At 51.2% G+C, this 21,354-nt stretch carries 20 protein-coding genes; 8 read left to right on the top strand and 12 right to left on the bottom strand.

All coding sequences use genetic code 11. The features are described from left to right. Positions 1-86: 86 nt before the first annotated feature. The 7 genes from acpP to yceD all read right to left on the bottom strand — a co-directional run bounded on the left by acpP (position 87) and on the right by yceD (position 4,920). Positions 87-323 (bottom strand): acyl carrier protein, encoded by a 237-nt coding sequence (gene acpP / locus ACQZQY_RS12635; RefSeq protein WP_015690190.1) that lies wholly within the window; start codon positions 321-323, stop codon positions 87-89. 153 nt (positions 324-476) lie between these two features. Beyond that, a complete protein-coding gene (gene fabG / locus ACQZQY_RS12630; protein ID WP_431295712.1) occupies positions 477-1,211 on the bottom strand; it encodes a 3-oxoacyl-ACP reductase FabG in 735 nt (244 codons plus the stop codon). 12 nt (positions 1,212-1,223) lie between these two features. Beyond that, positions 1,224-2,153 (bottom strand): ACP S-malonyltransferase, encoded by a 930-nt coding sequence (gene fabD / locus ACQZQY_RS12625; RefSeq protein WP_431295711.1) that lies wholly within the window; start codon positions 2,151-2,153, stop codon positions 1,224-1,226. Positions 2,154-2,172: 19 nt separating this feature from the next. Further along, on the bottom strand, positions 2,173-3,126 hold the full coding sequence (locus tag ACQZQY_RS12620) for a beta-ketoacyl-ACP synthase III (RefSeq protein WP_056778754.1): 954 nt from the start codon (positions 3,124-3,126) through the stop codon (positions 2,173-2,175). Positions 3,127-3,132: 6 nt separating this feature from the next. Beyond that, positions 3,133-4,167, bottom strand: a complete 1,035-nt coding sequence (gene plsX / locus ACQZQY_RS12615) for a phosphate acyltransferase PlsX (protein ID WP_431295710.1) — start codon at positions 4,165-4,167, stop codon at positions 3,133-3,135. A gap of 48 nt (positions 4,168-4,215) precedes the next feature. Beyond that, positions 4,216-4,383 carry a 50S ribosomal protein L32 gene (rpmF, locus tag ACQZQY_RS12610; RefSeq protein ID WP_013576249.1) on the bottom strand — a complete coding sequence of 56 codons (168 nt, stop codon included), beginning with the start codon at positions 4,381-4,383 and terminating at the stop codon, positions 4,216-4,218. A gap of 12 nt (positions 4,384-4,395) precedes the next feature. Beyond that, positions 4,396-4,920, bottom strand: coding sequence for a 23S rRNA accumulation protein YceD (gene yceD / locus ACQZQY_RS12605; RefSeq protein WP_056778749.1), 525 nt, complete (start codon positions 4,918-4,920; stop codon positions 4,396-4,398). Between the two features lie 141 nt (positions 4,921-5,061). Between yceD and ACQZQY_RS12600 the strand changes: the two genes are divergently transcribed. After that, positions 5,062-5,655: a Maf family protein gene (locus ACQZQY_RS12600; RefSeq protein WP_431295709.1), complete on the top strand. Its 594-nt coding sequence runs from the start codon at positions 5,062-5,064 to the stop codon at positions 5,653-5,655. Positions 5,656-5,710: 55 nt separating this feature from the next. Here the strand turns inward: ACQZQY_RS12600 and rluC are convergent, their stop codons facing one another. Continuing rightward, positions 5,711-6,673, bottom strand: a complete 963-nt coding sequence (rluC, locus tag ACQZQY_RS12595) for a 23S rRNA pseudouridine(955/2504/2580) synthase RluC (protein ID WP_431295708.1) — start codon at positions 6,671-6,673, stop codon at positions 5,711-5,713. 589 nt (positions 6,674-7,262) lie between these two features. Between rluC and rne the strand changes: the two genes are divergently transcribed. After that, positions 7,263-10,610, top strand: a complete 3,348-nt coding sequence (gene rne, locus ACQZQY_RS12590; protein WP_431295707.1) for a ribonuclease E — start codon at positions 7,263-7,265, stop codon at positions 10,608-10,610. A 109-nt stretch (positions 10,611-10,719) separates the two neighbouring features. On the opposite strand, the gene ACQZQY_RS12585 is transcribed toward rne, so the two are convergent. Beyond that, positions 10,720-11,007, bottom strand: coding sequence for a putative quinol monooxygenase (locus tag ACQZQY_RS12585; RefSeq protein WP_056778737.1), 288 nt, complete (start codon positions 11,005-11,007; stop codon positions 10,720-10,722). A gap of 222 nt (positions 11,008-11,229) precedes the next feature. On the opposite strand from ACQZQY_RS12585, the gene pyrC reads away from it, so the two are divergent. From pyrC to ACQZQY_RS12555, 6 genes are all read left to right on the top strand, one after another. Then, positions 11,230-12,279, top strand: a complete 1,050-nt coding sequence (pyrC, locus tag ACQZQY_RS12580; RefSeq protein WP_431295706.1) for a dihydroorotase — start codon at positions 11,230-11,232, stop codon at positions 12,277-12,279. A gap of 116 nt (positions 12,280-12,395) precedes the next feature. Then, positions 12,396-12,650 carry a DNA damage-inducible protein I gene (gene dinI, locus ACQZQY_RS12575; RefSeq protein WP_056778732.1) on the top strand — a complete coding sequence of 85 codons (255 nt, stop codon included), beginning with the start codon at positions 12,396-12,398 and terminating at the stop codon, positions 12,648-12,650. Between the two features lie 360 nt (positions 12,651-13,010). Then, positions 13,011-13,265, top strand: coding sequence for a biofilm formation regulator BssS (gene bssS / locus ACQZQY_RS12570; protein WP_056778730.1), 255 nt, complete (start codon positions 13,011-13,013; stop codon positions 13,263-13,265). A 143-nt stretch (positions 13,266-13,408) separates the two neighbouring features. After that, positions 13,409-14,524, top strand: coding sequence for an N-methyl-L-tryptophan oxidase (gene solA / locus ACQZQY_RS12565; RefSeq protein WP_431295705.1), 1,116 nt, complete (start codon positions 13,409-13,411; stop codon positions 14,522-14,524). A gap of 203 nt (positions 14,525-14,727) precedes the next feature. Continuing rightward, positions 14,728-15,396, top strand: a complete 669-nt coding sequence (locus tag ACQZQY_RS12560) for a LuxR C-terminal-related transcriptional regulator (RefSeq protein ID WP_431295704.1) — start codon at positions 14,728-14,730, stop codon at positions 15,394-15,396. A gap of 160 nt (positions 15,397-15,556) precedes the next feature. Next, entirely contained in the window at positions 15,557-16,021 is a 465-nt protein-coding gene (locus ACQZQY_RS12555; RefSeq protein WP_431295703.1) for a MarR family winged helix-turn-helix transcriptional regulator, read from the top strand. On the opposite strand, the gene ACQZQY_RS12550 is transcribed toward ACQZQY_RS12555, so the two are convergent. The 3 genes from ACQZQY_RS12550 to ACQZQY_RS12540 are packed head-to-tail and all read right to left on the bottom strand — an operon-like array spanning position 16,018 to position 21,293. Beyond that, on the bottom strand, positions 16,018-17,055 hold the full coding sequence (locus ACQZQY_RS12550) for an AI-2E family transporter (RefSeq protein ID WP_431295702.1): 1,038 nt from the start codon (positions 17,053-17,055) through the stop codon (positions 16,018-16,020). The two genes, ACQZQY_RS12555 and ACQZQY_RS12550, sit on opposite strands and share 4 nt — an antisense overlap. Before the next feature lie 32 nt (positions 17,056-17,087). Then, complete coding sequence (locus ACQZQY_RS12545) at positions 17,088-20,183, bottom strand: efflux RND transporter permease subunit (RefSeq protein WP_431295701.1); 3,096 nt, start codon at positions 20,181-20,183, stop codon at positions 17,088-17,090. Between the two features lie 9 nt (positions 20,184-20,192). Continuing rightward, positions 20,193-21,293, bottom strand: coding sequence for an efflux RND transporter periplasmic adaptor subunit (locus tag ACQZQY_RS12540; protein WP_431297187.1), 1,101 nt, complete (start codon positions 21,291-21,293; stop codon positions 20,193-20,195). Positions 21,294-21,354 lie beyond the last annotated feature (61 nt).

Here is a 21,354-nt window from a genome sequence, read left to right as displayed (position 1 = left end):
AGGGAAAAAAGTAGTAATACCGTGGGATAAAAAAAACTTAGGCGGTCAAATGACCGCCTAACTATCTAAACTTAAAGCATGTACGCTTACTGTTGGCTAGCGTTGATAAAATCAATTGCTGCCTGAACAGTAGTGATCTTTTCAGCTTCTTCGTCAGGGATCTCGGTATCAAACTCTTCTTCCAGAGCCATAACCAGCTCAACGGTGTCGAGAGAATCAGCGCCAAGGTCGTCTACGAAAGATGCAGCATTCACTACTTCTTCCTGTTTAACACCCAGCTGTTCAACGATGATTTTCTTAACGCGTTCTTCGATAGTGCTCATACTCTTAAATTTCCTATCAAAACTCGCTTTCGCGATGGTTTTCGTAGTGTATAAAATGTTGAAAAAGATGCAACTAAATCCAGGCTGTTCAAACCACGAATTTGCTCTATTTTGCGGTTTTTACCGCAAAAAACGCAAATAATTTCGTAATTTTTAAATCATGTACATGCCGCCATTGACATGTAATGTTTCACCGGTGATATAGCTGGCCTCGTCAGAGGCTAAAAAAGCAACGGCGCTGGCAATTTCTTTGGCATCGCCCAACCGGTTGGCTGGAACTGATGACAAAATGCCTGCGCGTTGATCATCTGTCAACGCCCTTGTCATATCCGTCTCAATAAAGCCGGGAGCCACGACGTTGACAGTAATGCCACGTGAAGCAACTTCACGCGCCAAAGACTTACTAAAACCAATCAAGCCAGCTTTAGCCGCCGCGTAGTTCGCCTGCCCTGCGTTACCCATGGTGCCAACAACGGAACCAATTGTAATAATCCGTCCACACCGTTTCTTCATCATAGCCCGCATGACAGCTTTTGACAGCCGAAACACTGAAGTCAGGTTTGTATCCAGGATATCCTGCCACTCATCATCCTTCATACGCATGAGAAGGTTATCACGGGTAATGCCGGCATTATTAACTAAAATATCAATTTCGCCAAATTCAGCTCGAATCGTCGTCAATACTTGCTCAATAGATGCAGAATCAACCACATTGAGCATAATACCTTTGCCTTTATCGCCTAAATATTCACCGATCGCTTCAGCACCTTTCTCGCTGGTCGCCGTGCCGATCACTTTCGCGCCGCCAGCAACCAGTTTTTCTGCGATAGCGCGGCCAATACCACGGCTGGCACCTGTTACCAGTGCAATTTTGCCTTCGAAGCTCATAATATCCTCTTTTTACTGTTCCAGCGCCGCTGTCAAGCTTGCAGTGTCGTTCACTGCGACAGCCGTCAGGGTATCAACAATACGTTTCGTCAGCCCTGTCAGCACCTTACCAGGCCCTACTTCGACCAACTGCTCTACACCCTGAGCCGCCATGAATTCGACAGATTCAGTCCAGCGTACCGGGCTGTATAGCTGACGAATTAATGCACTGCGGATCGCGTCAGGCGAGGATTCTACTTTAACATCCACGTTGTTGACCACAGAGAACTGTGGTGCACTGAAGGTAATGTTTTCAAGTGCTACGGCCATTTTATCTGCTGCTGGCTTCATTAAAGCACAGTGAGACGGCACGCTGACAGGTAACGGTAAGGCGCGTTTTGCACCCGCGGCTTTACAGGCAGCCCCGGCACGCTCTACGGCTTCTTTGTTACCCGCAATCACAACCTGCCCCGGCGAATTGAAGTTCACCGGAGAAACAACCTGACCCTGGGCAGAATCTTCACACGCTTTTGCAATGGCGTCGTTATCCAGACCGATGATGGCATACATCGCACCGGTGCCAGCAGGAACAGCTTCCTGCATCAATTTGCCACGCAGTTCAACCAGAGAAATAGCCTGTTTGAAATCCAGAACACCGGCACAAACCAGCGCAGAATATTCACCGAGGCTATGACCTGCCATCAGAACGGGTTTAGCACCGTTCTGTTGTTGCCACACACGCCAGATAGCCACGGAAGCAGCCAGCAACGCAGGCTGTGTCTGCCAGGTTTTGTTCAACTCTTCAACTGGTCCTTCTTGCACCAGCTGCCATAAATCGTACCCCAGCACCGAAGAGGCTTCGGCAAATGTTTCTGCTACCACCGGATATGCAGCGGCTAAATCCGCCAACATACCGAGAGTTTGAGAACCCTGACCAGGGAAAACAACTGCAATATTTGTCATTTTTTATGATCCTGTTAAATCAAAAACGAACCAGCGCCGAGCCCCAGGTAAAGCCACCGCCAAATGCTTCAAGCAACACTAATTGCCCGCGCTGAATTCTGCCGTCACGTACCGCTTCATCAAATGCCGCTGGCACGGAGGCCGCTGACGTGTTGCCATGACGATCCAGCGTAACCACAACTTTATCCATCCCCATGCCCAGCTTTTTCGCTGTGGCACTGATGATGCGCAGGTTAGCCTGATGCGGCACCAGCCAGTCGAGTTCAGAGCGATCCAGGTTATTGGCCGTCAGTGTTTCATCAACAATGTGCGCCAGTTCAGTGACCGCCACTTTGAAGACTTCGTTCCCCGCCATGGTGACGTAAGCAGGTTTTTCCGGCTCCGTCTGGCTTGGATACGGTAACGTCAGCAGATTGCCATAATGTCCGTCGGCGTGCATATGGGTGGAAATGATGCCTGGTTCTTCGGATGCGCCGAGCAAGACCGCACCGGCACCATCACCAAACAGAATCACCGTACCGCGATCCTGAGGATCGAGTTTACGCGACAGTACATCTGAACCGATCACCAGCGCATGTTTTACCGCACCGTTCTTGATGTACTGATCGGCTACACTCAGCGCATAGGTGAAACCTGCGCATGCAGCAGCCAGATCGAACGCTGCGCAATCCTTAATGCCCAGCATATTCTGTAACTGGCAGGCTGAGCTTGGGAATGCATGTGAAGATGAGGTTGTTGCAACAATGATTAAACCCACGTCGCTTGCGCTGACGCCGGCCATTTCAAGTGCTTTTTCTGCTGCGTGCAGGCCCATTGTGGCCACAGTCTCATCCGGAGCAGCGATACGACGTTCACGAATACCTGTGCGGGTGACAATCCACTCGTCGGAGGTATCCACCATTTTTTCTAAGTCGGCGTTGGACCGAACTTGCACGGGCAAATAGCTCCCCGTACCGAGAATCTTTGTATACATGTACGATCAGTCACTCTTGGGTAATACAGCTTCAAGGCGCGCGGCAATCCGCTGAGGGACCTGCCGCTGCACCGCCTGCACAGCCTGTTCGATAGCAACAGCAAACGCGCGCTGATTTGCTCCACCGTGGCTTTTAATAACGATGCCCCGTAATCCTAACAAACATGCGCCATTATACTGGTCGGGGTTGAGATGGCTAAAACGCTTTAGCAATTTCTTCTGTAAAATCCGACCTAACCACTTCAACCACCAGGCCTTCTTGCCACCCTCTCCAGAGGATTTTAACAGTGACAAAAACATCCTTATTACACCTTCCATGGTTTTGAGCGTAACGTTTCCGACGAAACCATCACACACCATCACATCTGTCTTACCGGTCAGAAGGTCATTGCCTTCAAGATAGCCGATATAGTTGATAGAGGTGGTTTTTTTTAAAATAGCTGCGGCTTCACGGATGTTATCCAGCCCTTTGCTTTCCTCTTCACCGATGTTCAGTAAGGCAACGCGGGGGTTACTGATACTCACCACCTGCTCCGCCATTACTGACCCCATCACGGCAAACTGAACCAGCATCGTGCTGTCACACTCAACGTTAGCCCCCAGATCGAGCACCACCGTTTTACTACGCTGCTGATTGGGCAATACGCTCATCAGCGCCGGGCGCTCAATACCTTCCAGGGGTTTTACAACCAGTTTCGCTAATCCCATTAACGCGCCGGTATTTCCCGCGCTGACGCACGCCTGCGCATCACCACTTTTGATCAATTCCAGCGCCACACGCATTGAGCTTCCTTTACTGGCACGTATAGCTTGCGACGCGCGCATGTCGCTGGCTATAACGGACTCAGCAGGAATTATCCGAATTCGTTCTAAAAGAGAAGGATCGGCTTTGGCTAAAAAAGGTGTGATGTCGTCGGGAATGCCGACCAGAAGAAGGTCTAATTCAGAATTAGAGATAAGTGCCTGCAATGAAGCAGGCACTGTGACGGATGGACCGAAATCCCCGCCCATTACATCTAACGCGAGGGTTAGACGAGTCAAGGTATCGCCTTGCTAGCACTTATCACGTGAATAAGTAGCTGGCAGATATCAGCCGATTACCTTGCGACCGCGGTAGAAACCGTCGGCAGTGATGTGGTGACGCAGGTGAGTTTCACCAGAAGTCTTGTCCACAGACAGAGTGGAAGTGGTCAGAGCATCGTGTGAACGACGCATGCCACGTTTAGAACGGGTTGGTTTATTCTGTTGTACGGCCATGGACCTTACTCCTTAAGTACTTTTCTTTAAACTCGCTAATACGGCAAATGGATTTGGTTTCTCCACCTCTGCAGGCAGTTTACCAAATACCATGTCCGCGTCGGACACTTCACAGTGTTCAGATTCATGTACCGGAACGACAGGCAGTGAAAGAATAATTTCGTCTTCAATCATCGCCAGCAGATCGACTTCGCCAAACTCATCGACTTCAATCGGCTCGTACGCTTCCGGTAATGCTTCAGCCTGTTCATCATTACGGACAGGACTAAAACAATATGTTGCGTGAACCTGGTGCTCAAACGTCTTACCACATCTCTGGCATTCCAGAGTCACAGTAACATCAGACTGACCATTAATAACGGCCAGACGAAGATTGTCGATATCAAATGACAAAGAAGTCTGGACATCAGAGTCAACGCTCACCACTGATGCTGCTAATCGTGTCACCTGACCAGGCGTATAAACACCGGAGTAGTCTAAACGCTTTTGGGCGGTACGAATCGCATCAACGGCTAAGGGTAATTTTACTTTTTGCATAGGGCGCGCATATTAACTTTGTAACGACAGAGAGTCAAAGAAAAAGGCCTCAAAACCGCACCTTTCACCAATATTCGCTTCCACAGCGGCCAACAGTTTAAAATGTACTATTCAATAACGCTACGCTTTGTGAAAAAAATTATGACTATGCCTTCTCCACAACTGCTTTTAGCCTCAACCTCGGTCTACAGAAAAGCACTGCTTGAAAAAACCGGCCTCGTCTTTCGCTGTGCTGCGCCAAATATTGATGAAACACCGCGCGCAGAGGAAAAGCCTGAAAATTTGGTGCAACGCCTGGCACAAGCTAAAGCCAGCGCACTCAGCGTCTCGCATCCACATCATCTGATTATTGGATCGGATCAGGTCTGTGTTATCAATGGCCAAATCACAGGCAAACCCTACACATTTGAGAACGCCTTTCACCAATTGCGCGCTGCCAGCGGCCAAACTGTCACGTTCTACACGGGTTTGTGCCTGTTGGATGTACAAACCTCCCAGGCACAAACGCTGTGCGAAACTTTTAACGTTGTATTCAGATCATTATCTGATGACGAAATTTCCGGCTATCTGCACCGAGAAAAACCTTACGACTGTGCTGGCAGCTTTAAGTGCGAAGGGCTGGGCATCACGCTGTTTGAAAGCCTGAACGGGCGTGATCCTAATACACTGATTGGTTTACCGCTTATCGCCCTGCTTAGCTTGCTGCGTGAACACGGCATCAATCCACTTCTCTAAATTTAATCCAGAAAAAGGGCGCAACCTGTGCGCCCTTTTTAGGATAGACGATGACTTATCGGGCGCCGCTTTTACCACGCAGTGCTTTCAAACAGTTACGCAATTTGGCATCCATCGGTGCCTCAATTCGCATCGTCTCGCCGGTGCTGGGATGCTCAAAACGCAATGCCGCTGCGTGCAGGAACAAACGATTCAGACCTGTTCCTGACAGTTTTACATCAAAATCACGCTCACCATAACGGTCATCAAACGCGATAGGATGACCGGCGTGCAAAGCATGGACGCGGATCTGATGGGTTCTGCCCGTCACCGGACTGGCTTTAACCAACGTGGCAAACTCGTAGCGCTCTTCAATTTTAAACCGGGTTTCGGAAGGTTTACCTTCGGCATTCACCCGGACGATACGCTCGCCGCTTTGCAGAATATTTTTCAGCAACGGAGCCTGAACGACTTTGCAATGGGAAGGCCATTCACCCCGTACCAGTGCAAGGTAGTCTTTCTGCATACTCTTAATGCGCAACTGCTCATGCAATGAGCGTAACGCAGATCTTTTTTTCGCAACCAGCAAAACCCCGGAAGTATCGCGATCCAGACGGTGAACCAGTTCCAGGAAACGGGCTTCAGGGCGCAATGCACGCAAACCTTCAATCACACCGAAACTCAACCCGCTGCCGCCATGTACTGCGGTGCCCGACGGTTTATTAAGGATAAGGAGATGATCGTCTTCATAGAGGATGCAATCCGTCAGAGCAGCGACTTTATCCAGTTTGGCGGAAACCGGCGCTTCATCTCTTTCAGCAATTCGCACCGGAGGAACACGGACTTCATCACCGGCAAGAAGCTTATATTCTGGTTTGATGCGTTTTTTATTAACCCTGACTTCGCCCTTACGCACGATGCGATAAATCATGCTTTTCGGCACGCCTTTCAGGATTTTAAGTAAGAAGTTGTCGATGCGCTGACCGGCTTCATCTTCCGAAATGGGAATTAATTGTACAGTTGGATTATCAGTTTTCATGGCTCGGGATTCTAAATATCAGGCACGATTCGCGCCACAGATTTTTATGTGCTTAACTCATAGCTTACCAGCAACTACCATGGAAAACCTGCAAGAAAACCAGATAAAAAGCATGAGCAATGTGCATTGCCTCGCAGATGGATAAGATTCTTGGTCAGAACGGGAAAAGTCACCTTGCTATCACAGTGCCTGCAATGGAATAATGAAGTCACTTTCCGCGTTGTTTCTCTTAAGTTAGGGAAAACGCAGGAATTATAGATTTGCCTGATCGCACAAAAACGCAGCAATGGCGTAAGACGTAATGTGAAATCAAGCAATTAGCGGGCTGCGGGTTGCAGCTTGGCCGGCAAACGGAATGAGATCTGTAAACTTAAATTCAGAAGCTATTCCCCTAATAAAAGTGCTGCTTTCATAACGCTGGTGTCTTTAATACAGCAAAAGCAGACTTACCGAAATAATGCGCCCCTATGCAAGCGACAGCCGTGAGGTTGACGATTTGCGAGAAGACTCGGGGCCAACGGTTTATCCGGTCATGACGTCATTTTGCCCGCAGCTCTGTCAATAATGGAAAAATAACGAGTAAGTTAAGATGAAAAGAATGTTGATTAACGCAACTCAGCAAGAAGAGTTGCGCGTTGCCCTTGTAGATGGACAGCGTCTGTATGATTTGGATATTGAAAGTCCGGGCCATGAACAGAAAAAAGCGAATATTTACAAAGGTAAAATCACCCGCATTGAACCTAGTCTTGAAGCGGCATTCGTAGATTACGGTGCAGAACGACATGGTTTCCTTCCTCTGAAAGAAATTTCCCGCGAATATTTCCCAAACAATTACGCCTCACATGGCCGCCCGAACATCAAAGATGTTTTACGCGAAGGTCAGGAAGTGATTGTTCAGGTTGATAAAGAAGAGCGTGGAAATAAAGGCGCAGCGCTGACGACGTTTATCAGCCTGGCCGGTAGCTACCTGGTCCTGATGCCAAACAATCCACGTGCTGGGGGAATTTCCCGCCGGATTGAAGGTGATGACCGCACTGAATTAAAAGAAGCGCTGTCTTCTCTGCAACTGCCTGACGGCATGGGCCTGATTGTGCGTACTGCCGGTGTCGGCAAATCCGCAGAAGCCCTGCAATGGGATCTGACATTCCGCCTGAAACACTGGGATGCCATTAAGAAAGCTGCTGAAGGCCGCCCTGCTCCGTTCCTGATCCATCAGGAAAGCAATGTTATCGTTCGTGCGTTCCGTGATTACCTGCGCCCGGACATCGGTGAAATCCTCATCGATAACCCTAAAGTCCTTGAACTGGCTAAAGAGCATATCGCTGCTCTCGGACGCCCAGATTTCAGCAGCAAGATTAAGCCATACGTAGGTGAAATCCCGCTGTTCAGTCATTACCAGATTGAGTCTCAGATTGAATCTGCATTCCAGCGTGAAGTGCGTCTGCCTTCCGGTGGTTCAATTGTTATCGACAGCACCGAAGCGCTGACCGCTATCGACATCAACTCCGCGCGTGCAACCCGCGGCGGCGATATCGAAGAAACGGCCTTCAACACCAACCTCGAAGCCGCTGATGAAATTGCTCGTCAGTTACGCTTACGTGACCTCGGTGGTTTGATCGTTATCGACTTTATCGACATGACGCCAGTACGCCATCAGCGTGAAGTGGAAAACCGTCTGCGTGATGCGGTTCGTCAGGACCGTGCTCGTATCCAGATCGGTCGCATTTCCCGTTTCGGTCTGCTGGAAATGTCCCGTCAGCGCCTCAGCCCGTCATTGGGTGAATCGACGCACCATATCTGCCCACGCTGTGCCGGTACCGGTACTGTGCGCGATAACGAATCACTTTCCCTGTCGATTCTGCGTCTGATTGAAGAAGAAGCACTGAAAGAAAACACCAAAGAAGTTCACGCCATCGTACCGGTGCCGATCGCTTCTTACCTGCTGAACGAAAAACGCGAATCGGTGAATGCCATCGAGAAACGTCAGGGTGGCGTGCGTGCTGTGATCGTACCAAACGATCAGATGCAGACTCCGCACTACCACGTTCTTCGTGTGCGCAAAGGTGAAGAAATTTCTGCACTGAGCTATCTGCTGCCGCAGATTCATGAAGCTGAAATGCTGCAACCTTCAGAAGAAACTCCGTCTGAGCGTCGTCGTCCTGAGCAACCCGCTCTTGCCGCATTCGCTCTTCAGAGCGAAGCACCGCCATCAAGCTTCGAGCAGACAGCAGTTCCGGATGAGCCAGTACAGACACGCACGACAACCGTCAACGCACCTGCTGCACCGGCCGCTGAAAAACCTGGATTTGTCAGCCGTCTGCTGAGCGGCCTGAAGGGCTTGTTCGCTGCGGAACCTCAACAAGAAGTTAAACCTGTTGAAGAGCCAAAAGCGGAACCTGAAACCACTGAAGCTGCAGAAAACCGCCGTAACAACGATCGCCGCAATCAGCGACGTCAGGGTGGACGTCGTGAACGTAACGGCGAACGAGGCGAACGCGGTGAGCGCACCGATCGCGGTAATCGTGGTGAAGGCCGTGATAACAATCGTGATAATCGTGGCGAGAGCCGTGATACCCGCGAAAACACCCGTGAACCTCGCGAACCTCGTGAAGACCAGCGCCGTAACCGTCGCAATCAGGAACCTGTTGTTACTGAAACGCGCAACGAAGAAGTGGAAACTGTCGCCCGTGAAGAGCAGCAGCAACCTCGTCGTGAGCGCTCGCGTCGCCGTTCTGATGATAAACGCAGAACACAGCCGGAAGAGAAAGTTCAGGACGTTGTGGTTCAGGAAGTGGAAGCTCCGGTAGTTCCTGCTCCAGTGCAGGATGATGCTGAGCAGGAAGATCGCCAGCCAACGCATCGTCGTCAGCGTCGTCAGTTGACTCAGAAAGTGCGTTTTGAGTCAGAAGAAGTGGACTCCGAAGCTGAAGCTGCTGCTCAACTGCTGATTACAGGCAGCCGCCCTGCTGAACCTGCATTCACTTCACATGAAGAAGCGGGTGCAGAAACGACTCATGCGTCTGATAACGACGAAAACCTGAATGACAATGCCCGTGAAAACGGTATGCCACGTCGTTCACGTCGTTCGCCGCGCCATCTTCGCGTCAGCGGACAACGTCGTCGCCGCTACCGTGATGAGCGTTACCCGACTCAGTCACCAATGCCAATGGCTGGTGCATTCGTTTCTCCGGAAATGGCTTCAGGTAAAGTGTGGATCACCTACCCGGTGGCTCAGGCATCTGAGCAAGGTCAGCGATTTGAAGAGCACACTGCAGAAACAGAAGCGCCAGAAGTGTTAACTCAGCAAGTTGAAATCGCACAGGAAAACACCCCTGTTCTGAATGAAACCATTGACGTTACACCTCAGCAGCCAACCGTTGAAGCGACTCGCGTTGAAACGCCAGACGTTGAGCAGGTAAATGTAGCTGATACTGCACAGCAAGTTACGCAATCCGAAACTGCTGCAGTAGCTGAACAGCCTGTTGCCGAAGAACCTGTTCTGGTTGAGCCAGAGACAGCAGAGCCAGTAGAAGAAACACCAGTTGTCGCGATTTCGCCTCAGGCGCAAGAACCTGCTGTTGTTGAACCGGTAGCTGTCATCGCTGAACCAGAAGTTCAGATTCAGGCTCCGGTAGCTGCACCCGCGGTGGAAGTTAGCCCTGTGCCAGCTCCGGAAGTGAAACCTGTTGTTGAAGCGGCACCTGTCGCGGAAACTCCGGTAGTCAGTCAGGCTGCGGCTGTTGCACCACGCTTTAAGCATCATGCAACGTCACCGATGACTAAAGCACCGGCGCCAAGCTATGTGCCAGAGCCTTCCCGTCAAAGTGACTGGGTTCGCCCTGAGTTTAACTTTGAAGGTAAAGGTTCTGCAGGGGGTCATTCAGCAGTAAGTACGGCTACAGCCCCAGCGACTAAACCTGAAATGCCGACAAAGTAATGCTCTGACTCACTGGTAACTGGTTTACTGGTACAAAAAAACCCGCTTCGGCGGGTTTTTTTACGTTTCAGACTCTGTGAATTGTTTTCAACTCAGTGGAATCAAATGTTCAGGCCAGAGTTTTCAAACGTCGAATGGTGAGTTCATCGAGTTTACCTTCCAGACTCGCGGCGAAGTGCTGGAAGTGAGAGGTGTTATTGTGTTGATTCAGGGCTTCTTCTGATTTCCAGCGCTCATAAAATACGAACGTTCCTTCTTTATCCAGATCCCGATGAAGCTCATATTGCAGGCAACCCACTTCCTGGCGGCTGGGCTCAATAACTTCGAGCAAAGCTTCCGTTACCTGAGCCTTAAATTCCGGTTTAGCAACAATAGTGGCAACAACTCTGATTTCCATAGTAGTTCTCCTGTTATTTTGTCCTGCTTCCGGGTGATCCCGTGAAGCCCGGCGAGTAAAATCTGTGACTACTATGACCCCTTCTCTGCATTGATTTCAATACGAAGTTTATTTAACAGATGCAAGCCAGCGGTTTTGCGCTTATTCTTGTTCCCCGCCGCTAATGCTCCCATTACCGCACCTGATCCAACATATTGTCTCTCAATGCCGGAGTTTTGCCTGATGACCGCAACACCGCAAGTTTTAAGAATCCGCCGCCCAGATGACTGGCACATTCACCTACGTGACGATGATATGCTCAGTACGGTGTTACCTTTCACCAGTGAAGTATTTGGCCGTGCGATTGTCATGCCAAACCTGACACCCCCTGTCACCACTGTGGAAGCTGCTCTGGCCTACCGCAGCCGCATTCTCAACGCAGTGCCCGAAGGCCATAATTTCACACCGCTGCTGACCTGTTATCTGACCGATTCAGTAGATCCTGACGAAATTGCCCGCGGATTCGACCAAGGTGTTTTCACCGCTGCAAAACTGTATCCGGCAAATGCCACCACAAATTCCCAGCATGGTGTGTCTGATGTGAAAACCATTTATCCGGTGCTGGAGCGTATGCAGAAAATCGGCATGCCGCTGCTGATCCACGGTGAAGTGACTCACAGCCATGTCGATATTTTCGACCGGGAAGCGCATTTCATTGATGAAGTGATGGATCCGGTTCGTCGTCAGTTCCCTGAACTGAAAATTGTGTTCGAACACATCACTACCAAAGATGCTGCTCAGTATGTTCTGGAAGGTAATCAGTATCTGGGCGCAACGATTACGCCGCAGCATCTGATGTTTAACCGCAACCACATGCTGGTGGGCGGCGTTCGTCCTCACCTGTTCTGCCTGCCAATTCTCAAACGCAATATCCATCAGGAAGCACTGCGTAATGTGATAGCCAGCGGCGCCGAGCGCTTCTTCCTTGGCACTGACTCCGCGCCTCACACCAAAGGGCGCAAAGAATCGAGCTGCGGCTGCGCGGGGTGTTTCAATGCTCCTTTGGCAATGCCCGCGTACGCCACTGTGTTCGAAGAGATGAACGCGCTGCAGCATTTGGAAGCCTTTAGCTCACTGAATGGTCCGCGCTTCTACGGCCTGCCGGTCAATGAAGATTTTATCGAACTGACCCGCACGACGGTGACACAGCCGGAGGAAATCGCCCAGGGTGATGAGTGCGTTGTGCCATTCCTGGCGGGGCAGACCCTGAACTGGAAAGTGACGGCCTGCTAAATACCCGTCAGACAAAATCGTAAGTAACTGCACTGTGCGATTTTCTCTTCATCTCCTTATTGCGTAACCCGCAGATTGACTGTATAAATATACAGTCAATCTATTCAGGAGGTCCTATGCGTGTTGAAATCACTATCGATAAAACCAAACCTCTGCCTGTCGGTGCGCTTGATGCGTTATCAGGCGAATTGAGTAAAAGAATCAACAAACAGTTTTCCGACCGTGAAAATAATATTCAGGTCCGTTATGCCGGCGCTAATAGCTTGTCCGTTCTCGGTGGTGCAAAAACTGACCGTGATCTGATCGAGGAAATTCTTCAGGAAACCTGGGAAAGTGCCGATGACTGGTTTTCTAATCAGAATGATGAGTAACGCGATGAAACGCCTGAAAATCAATCTTACTGACCCATCTTATTTATAATAATCAGGTTTTTTACAAACCACGCCGCAAGGCTATTTCAGTATTTTACCGGGCGTCGCAGTCCGGTTTTTTATTGCTCTTTTCTGCTTAACATTGACTCACCGCTAAAAATCGAAAAAGCATAAATCCCCAGATAATTCTCACTCCACAGTTTTTCACTCACTAACAAATACAATTTTTTTACAATTAAATTGAATCAAACACTCCTCAAAGCGATTTAACTGTTTATACTGAAATAGCTCACCTGATAATGAGCCGCATTGATCCTCAGATAGTCACTCACGTTAGTCACTACAAGATAAGGGGTCTATATGGACAGAAATGATGAAGTTATTCAGACACACCCGCTTGTGGGTTGGGATATCAGTACCGTCGACTCTTATGACGCGATGATGATACGTCTACATTACTTGTCTTCTAAAGACCAGACTCCCGAAAATGCTCAGGTAGACAGAACACTTTGGTTGACTACCGACGTTGCACGGCAACTGATTCACATTCTCGAAGCCGGTATTGAAAAGATTGAATCGAATGAGTACGAATACAGTGATCACCGAAAACACTAATCTTTATCTGCCAGTCTGAGGCACCAGCGATTTCCATCCTGGTGCCTTTTTCTTTGCTGCCGCCCCGCTTGCCTTCGCTGCTGTAAACTCTCTATCATGCCCCTAACCATTTGTTAAATATTTGTCAGAGGAGTCTGAGAAACATGGATTATGACCTCATCATTGTCGGCAGCGGTTCAGTAGGCTCTGCGGCAGGCTACTACGCCACCCGCGCCGGATTGAAAGTCCTGATGATCGACAGCGCGATGCCACCGCATCAGACCGGCAGTCATCACGGTGAAACACGCCTTATCCGCCATGCCTATGGCGAAGGTGCGCGTTACGTGCCGATGCTGTTAAGGGCGCAGACGTTGTGGGATGAACTGGCTGAAGTCAGTGAAGAAAAGGTCTTCCACCGCAGCGGTGTGCTGAACATCGGCCCGGAAAATTCAGATTTTATCGGAAATGTAAAAAACAGCGCCGAAACCTATGACCTGATAACGCAGGATATGAGTGCAGAAGAAATCCGCACCAGATGGCCGCTCTTCACACTGCCCGACGGCTACTGCGGCGTATTTGAGCCTGACTCCGGGTACCTGCAAAGTGAAATCGCCATCAGCGCTTACATACGACTGGCGCGTGAGGCGGGCTGCGCGCAGTTGTTTAACTGCCCGGTCGACAGCATCCGCTGGCTGGAAAATGGTGTGGAAGTGTCCACGGCAGATGGTGTGTACAGTAGCGCAAAACTGGCAGTCACCGCCGGAACATGGGTGACAAAAATTCTGCCTGAACTTCCGGTTAAACCGTTGCGGAAGGTATTTGCCTGGTTCCACGCCGACGGACGTTACAGTGAAGAAAATCACTTCCCCGCCTTTACGCTCGAAACCCAGCAGGGCGATCAATATTACGGTTTTCCTTCGGTAAAAGATGCTCTCAAGCTCGGTAAGCACAACGGCGGGCAGTGGATAAATTCGCCGGAAGAACGTAAGCCTTATGGCGGATTCAGTCAGGACGGTACAGAGTCATTTAACTTTTTCCGTCACTTCCTGCCGGGTGTGGGGGTCAACCTGCGTGGTGCATCCTGCACGTATGACATGACGGAAGATGAAGATTTCATCATCGACACGCTGCCTGACCGTGATAACACGCTGGTCATTTCGGGTCTGAGCGGTCACGGTTTCAAATTTGCCAGTGTGTTAGGCGAAATAGTAACGCTATTCGCTAACAATCATCCTATCCCCTTTGATTTAAAGCCTTTTTCACTTTCGCGTTTCAAATAACGCAATGAAAGAGAACCGTCATTTATATTCTGCTGACCGTTCTCTTTTATTCTTTACACTTTATCGGTGGGTTTCACTTTGAACCAGGTCAATAGACTGGTATTTCCGAATTGACAGCATTATAGAAAAAAACCTATGCTAGCCCAAGAAATCACAGGAGTGGTTTCCAACGCGTAAATCATACGCTTACACAAGGATGTAATATGAAACTCTCCGTTATTGAACCCTGTGGTTTCACCCGCTTAGGTGTTTTCTCTTATCTGATCGAGAATAATGATCTCGATATTATTGATTCGGTGAATATCTCGCAGGCACTCAAATCTTTCAATGAATTCCAGCCTGATTTGATTCTCGTTAACATGACGCAATATTGTCATAGCGCAGAGTTATCTGAAGAATTGAAAGCTTTCTTTGAATTCCGCCATGGTGCCCGGATTTACTGCTATATCGACGCAAACTACCCGGAATGTGACGATCCGATCCCGATTACCCGCGATGTTTTTATCCTCAATAAACAATCACTGACAACACTGTTGAAACAGATTGCTTCAGATCCTGATGCTTACTTGCAGGGGAATAATGTTGGATTACCGCGCATGTTGTTCAGCGATCAGGAAATTCTGGTGATGAACTACTGGATGTCGGAGATGCCGAACTACCGCATTGCCAGAAAATTGAATATCAGCAGCCGTACCGTTTATGTTCATAAACGTCATCTGGCGCAGAAAATAAAAGTCCGCAACCGCTTAGAGTTCTGTTTCATATACAATTTGATTAAATATTTGTTCTGGCCCATTGATGACATATCGGCCAGTCCCATCAGCCGCCAGATCAAAGACGATTTGTTAATGATCTATAAAGCTCACAGCTAAAAACAATCGCCCTGGCCCGCCGGGGCATTTTTTTGTCCTCTCCGCCAACCTCATCGCAATATTCAGACACGTTTTCCCTTTCCATAACGCGGTTGCAGTTTTAATGCATAGGCCTACAATCGGTTCAGATTACCCGCCTCATTTTGAGGAGCCTCACAAAATGGCCGAATTGAACATAGTGGACGCGACTCCCGCCGAGATCACAGAAACATTACTTTCCGTTATTCGTCTGATGCGTAAACAGGTGGATGCGGCAATGTCCGCTCAGGGGCTTTCACTTGCCCGTGGAAAACTGTTAACCGCCATTGCACATGAAGGCACCTGCCGTCCGGGCGAACTAGCGCACGCGCTTCAGCAATCACCGCGAACGATCACAGACGCGATCGATGCAATGGACAGAGACGGTTTGTTAGTGAGAAAGCCGCACCCCAGCGATCGCCGTTCACAGTTGCTTGAACTCACCGACGCCGGGAAGCAGGCGCTGGAACAGGTGAAGCAACCAAAACAGGCCGCCATTGACCGCCTGTTTGAAGGTTTGGATCCCCTTGCCCGCCAGCAGTTGCTGATTTCCCTGCGAAGTATCGAATCGCATGCGCAAGATATTGAGGAGCAAAACAAGGTCTAGCGGTTTGGTGCGCCATCGCCCAACAGGACAGCAATTTTATGTCCTGCGGCGGTGGGCTCCAGGGCGATTTTCATTACAATCGTCAACGGCACAGACAACAGCATCCCCACCGGCCCCATCAGCCAGCCCCAAAAAATCAGGGAAACGAAGACCACCAGCGTGGACAGCCCAAGCCCGCGCCCGAGGATCCTGGGATCAATAATGCTGCCAAAAATCACGTTAATCAGGATGTAACCCGCCGTCACCATCAATCCGTCGCTCACGCCGTTGAACAAAAACGTCTGAATAATTGGCGGGATGGCCGCCAGGAAGGATCCGATATTCGGAATATAGTTAAGGGCAAAAGCCAGCATTCCCCACAGAAAGGCAAACCTGACGCCGATGAACGCCAGTAATCCCCAGACCGCCAGACCAGTGACGACGCTAATCAGCGTTTTAATCACCAGATACCGCGTGACACTGTCCAGTGCACGCTGGATATTAGCCCTGCCCTTGCCGGGATCGTCTGAGAGTTGTTCCAGTTTGTAGGGCAACTGCGGGACTTCGATCAGCATAAAGGCGACGGTCATCAGCAATAAGAACAGGCCGGCCATGGCGTTCGACAGATAGCTGATGAGCTTACTCACCAGATTCAGCGTGGCAGCCGGATCAATGTAGCCTGCAAGCTGTTCCGGTGTGAACGTCAGTTCGCCCTGAGGAAAATAGGCATCGTACTGGCGCAGTTTCTCGGCAATGATCCCGCGGTATTGCGGCAGGGTGCGTGCGAAATCATTGAGCGTGACCAGCAACGTCGTTGTCAAAAACACCATCACACAAATCACCACCGTTGCCACCAGCATTACCGCGAGCGCTCGCGGCACCCGCGCTTTCTCCAGCAGAACAATCAGCGGATTGAGGACGAAAGCCAGAAACAGCGCCAGAATCAATGGGACGATAATATCTGCGGCGGATTTAATGCCGGCAAAAATCACCACCAGCATCGCCATCATCATGACAATTTTCAGCCCCTGATCCGTCACTATTGTCTTTCGCATGGCTTTCTCCTGTTCATGGCCTGTGCAGCAGATTAACGCGATTTCGTCCATTCACGGAAACGTTGAATATGGACATACAGTGCCGGGATAAACAAGATCCCCGCCGTCGTTGACAGCAACATGCCACTGAATACCGTGACACCAATAATGTGTCGGCTCATCGCGCCGGCACCGGAAGCCAGTACCAGCGGCAAGACACCGAGAATGAAGGAAATTGCCGTCATCATGACTGCACGAAAACGCTGTTTCGCCCCGTCCTGTGCCGCCTCCCGTACAGACGCTCCTTCTTCACGGCGTGCTTTCGAGAATTCCACAATAAGAATAGCATTCTTGGCCGCCAGCCCTATCAGCAGCACCATACCAATCTGCGCATACACATCATTGCTCAGCCCGGCCAGATGTAATCCCGCGATAGCGCCAAACACCGCGAAGATAACTGAAATCATCACCACCAGCGGAATACTCCAGCTTTCATACTGCGCCACCAGGAACAGGTACGCGAATAACAGTGCCGCGGCGTAAATCAGAATCGCCTGACCGCCAGCCTGAATTTCCTGTAATGACATTCCCGTCCATTCGTATCCGTAACCGGCTGGAAGCTTTTCACTGAGAATATGTTCCATTTGCGCCATAGCTTCACCGGAACTCACGCCCTGCGCCGCCGAACCGCTGATGGCCAGTGACGGGAACTGGTTGTATTGCGTGATAAATGGCGCGCCGAGTGAAGGCGTCAGATCAACCAGTTTGCCCATGCTGACCAGCGAACCGTTATCGCTACGTACGCTCAGCGTGGAAATCTGGTCGGCGCGCTGGCGGTCCTCCATTTCATTTTGCATCTGCACATTGAACAGACGGTTATTGATAATGAAATCACTGACATTCACGCCACCCAGAGAGGTTTGTAGTGTGCCGAAAATCCGGCTGACCGGCACCTGCAACTGCGCGGCGCGGTCACGGTCAACGCTCAGGGCGATTTCAGGTACCGAGGCGCTGAAGGTGGTGAACACGCGGCTGAGCTGCGGGTCCTGATTTGCCGCCATGATCAGCGCCTGACCGGTCGCTGCCAGTTCCTGCGGCGACTGCCCCTGCAATGCCTGCAGGCGAAGATCCAGACCCGATGCGGTTCCCAGGCCGGAAATGGCAGGTGGATTAATCGCCATGATCATCGCCGACGGGATGCCAGCCATCGCGGGTTGCAGGCGGCCTATCACCTGATCCACGCTGCTGCGTTCGCCCCAGGGTTTCAGCAAGACAATCCCGAACGCCGAATTTGGCGCACTGCCGCCGCTCAGCAGGCTGAAACCGCTGATGGCGATGACATCGTCAACGGCCGGGTCGTTTTCCAGCAGCGTCTGCATTTGTCCCAGGACCGCATCGGTTCGCCCGAGCGATGCGCCATCCGGCAACTGTACGTTGACGAAGAAATAGCCCTGATCTTCATCCGGCAGGAAGGATTTTGGCAACGTGGAATAACCCCACACGCACGCAACAAGAATCACCATCACGGTGAGGGTACTGGTCAGCACGTGTTTACTGAGCCCGCCGGTCGCCGTGACATAAACATCACGCACCTTGTCCAGCCCCCGGTTGAAAGCGCCAAACAGGCGTGCCGGTTTTTCAGGGCGGGGTTTGAGCAAGGTCGCACAAAGTGCGGGAGTCAGGGTTAATGCATTGATACTTGAAAGAATCACCGCAGCCGACAGCGTTACCGCAAACTGACGATACAGCGCGCCCGTGATGCCGGGTAACACGGCGATCGGCACAAATACCGCCATTAACACCACCGTTGTGGCGATGATTGGTCCGGCGATCTGTTTCAGCGCTTTACGGGTGGCTGCCACCCGGCCCAGCGAGGGGTCTTCCGTCATCAGGCGTTCGACATTTTCTACCACCACGATGGCGTCATCCACCACCACCGTCAGCGCAAGAATGATGGCAAATAAGCTCAGCGTATTAGCGGAATAGCCAAACGCGTAGAGCACGGCAAAGGTGCCCAGCAAAGAGACGGGAATGGTCAGTGCGACAATAAAAGTGGCGCGTGCACTTTGCAAAAACAGGAAGACAATCGTCAGGACAACCAGAAATGTCAGGACGAGAGAGACGGCGATTTCATCCAGCGTGGCACTGACAAACTGGGTCGAGTCGAATTTAATTTCGTAGTTGAGATCGTCCGGGAAATAACGCGCCTGTCGGGTCATCTCCTCACGCACCGCATTTGCCACGTTCAGCGCATTGGCACCGGGCGCAGGATAGACAGAAAGGAAAGCCGAAGGTGTCTGATTCAGCGTCGCGTTGACCTGATAATCCTGCGCACCCAGCTCAATGCGCGCGACGTCGCGCAGCCGCACCGCTCCGCCCTGTTCATTCTTACGCACGATAATATTGGCGAACTCTTCCGGTGAGCTGAGACGCCCGGCACCGCTGATCGTCAGGGTTTGCTGCTGTAACGAAGGACTCGGCGATGCGCCAATCTGACCGGCCGCAGCCTGAACGTTCTGGCTCTGGATCGCGGCGCTGATTTCTGTACTGCTGACGTTCAGCGCCTCCATCTTGCGCGGATCCAGCCAGATACGCATGCTGTAATCACGCGATCCGAAAACCTGTACGTCGCCCACACCATCGATTCGCGCCAGAGCGTCCCGCAACTGAATGCTGGCGAAGTTGCTGATAAACAACATGTCATGGGTATTATTTGGGGAAAGCAGGCTGATGCCCATTAAAATATTGGAAGCCTGTTTACGAACCGACACGCCCGTGTTCAGCACTTCGGCGGGCAATTTTGCGCTCACCTGAGAAATCCGGTTCTGCACTTCAACCGCCGCCGTATCCGGATCGGTACCGCTGGCAAAGGTGATATTCAGTGAGTAGCTGCCGTTATTGCCGCTGTTTGAGGACATGTACAGCATATTGCTGACGCCGTTAACCTGCGCTTCAATAGGCGCCGCCACAGATTCAGCCACGTCCCGCGCACTCGCCCCCGGATAGATGGCGCTGACAGACACAACGGGAGGCGTGATATCCGGATATTGCTCAACCGGGATCACCTTGAGCGCCACCGCACCCATCAGGGCGGTGACCAGCGCGATGACCATCGCAAAACGGGGTCGCTTGATAAATTGCTGAAGCATCGTCGTTCCTTAACGTTGAGTCGTCTGAGCCGTTGAAACACCCTGAGCATCCCGCGTTGAGACTTTCATCCCCGGCTGGATCCATTGCAGACCTTCGGTTACCACCTTGTCTCCGCCCTGCAAGCCGTCCAGCACGAAATAACCCTGAGGATTTTGAGCCCCCAGACGTACCGGCCGCGCTTCAATTTGCTGTTGCGCATTGACCAGCAGGACAAAATGACCGGCCTGATTTTGCTGCAATGCATTGGCTGGCACGACGGGCAGACGGGCATCAGATTGCGGTTCCGCCAGCACGTTTACCGTACCGCCCGGCAGCAAACGATGCTGTGGATTCGCCACCGCCAGCCTGACGGCGACGGTGCCCGTTTGCGCATCAATGCGGTTGCCCAGGGATTCAAAGGTCGGCGCGACCATGTACGGAGAACCATCTGACAGACGCAGCGACAGTGCCATATTCTCCCCGGACATCGCCTGTTCAAGCGAACCGGTATTCTGGCTGGCGCTGAGAAAATCTCGTTCATTTACGGAAATCACCACCCGCACCGGATCAAGCTGAACGATTTCCGTCAGTGTTCCGCTGGCCGGGTTCACCAGGCTGCCGGTATGAAAATGGCTGACGCCGATACGCCCGGAAATGGGCGCAGTAATGCGCGTATAACTCAGCTGTAATTCCTGCGTTTTTAGCGCGGCCTGTGCTTGTGCAACCGCTGCCCGCGCGGTATCACGTGCCGCCACTGCAGCATCCACATCAGACTGGCTGACAGTGCGGGCATCTCCCAGACGCTGAATACGGTTAAGGTGAGTTTGCGCGTGGCGCGCGGTGGCATTGGCGCTGTCGAGCTGCGCTTTGGCCTGGGCGACGGCAGATTTATGCAATGCGGGCTCAATCTCATACAACAGATCGCCCGCGTTAACGAATTGCCCTTCCTCAAAGACACGGCGGGCAATAAAACCTTCCGTACGGCTGGCAACGTTGACTGATTGCACCGCTTCCAGGCGACCAAGATAGGTGCGGTTCACACCCTCGTTCTGTGTGGCGATGGTCACGGTGCCGACAACCGGGAGTGGCTGCGCGCTCACTGCGCCGCAATGGAGCAGGAAAAAAGCCATGACCGCCGCGATAGCAGTAATATGTGTACCTGTAGTCAGGCGGCGAATTGCAGGAAATACC

Source organism: Rahnella sp. PAMC25559, assembly GCF_050632365.1.
Classification (GTDB): domain Bacteria; phylum Pseudomonadota; class Gammaproteobacteria; order Enterobacterales; family Enterobacteriaceae; genus Rahnella; species Rahnella rivi.
Note: the sequence above shows the minus strand (reverse complement) of the source record. Positions and strands in the feature narration are given on the sequence as shown.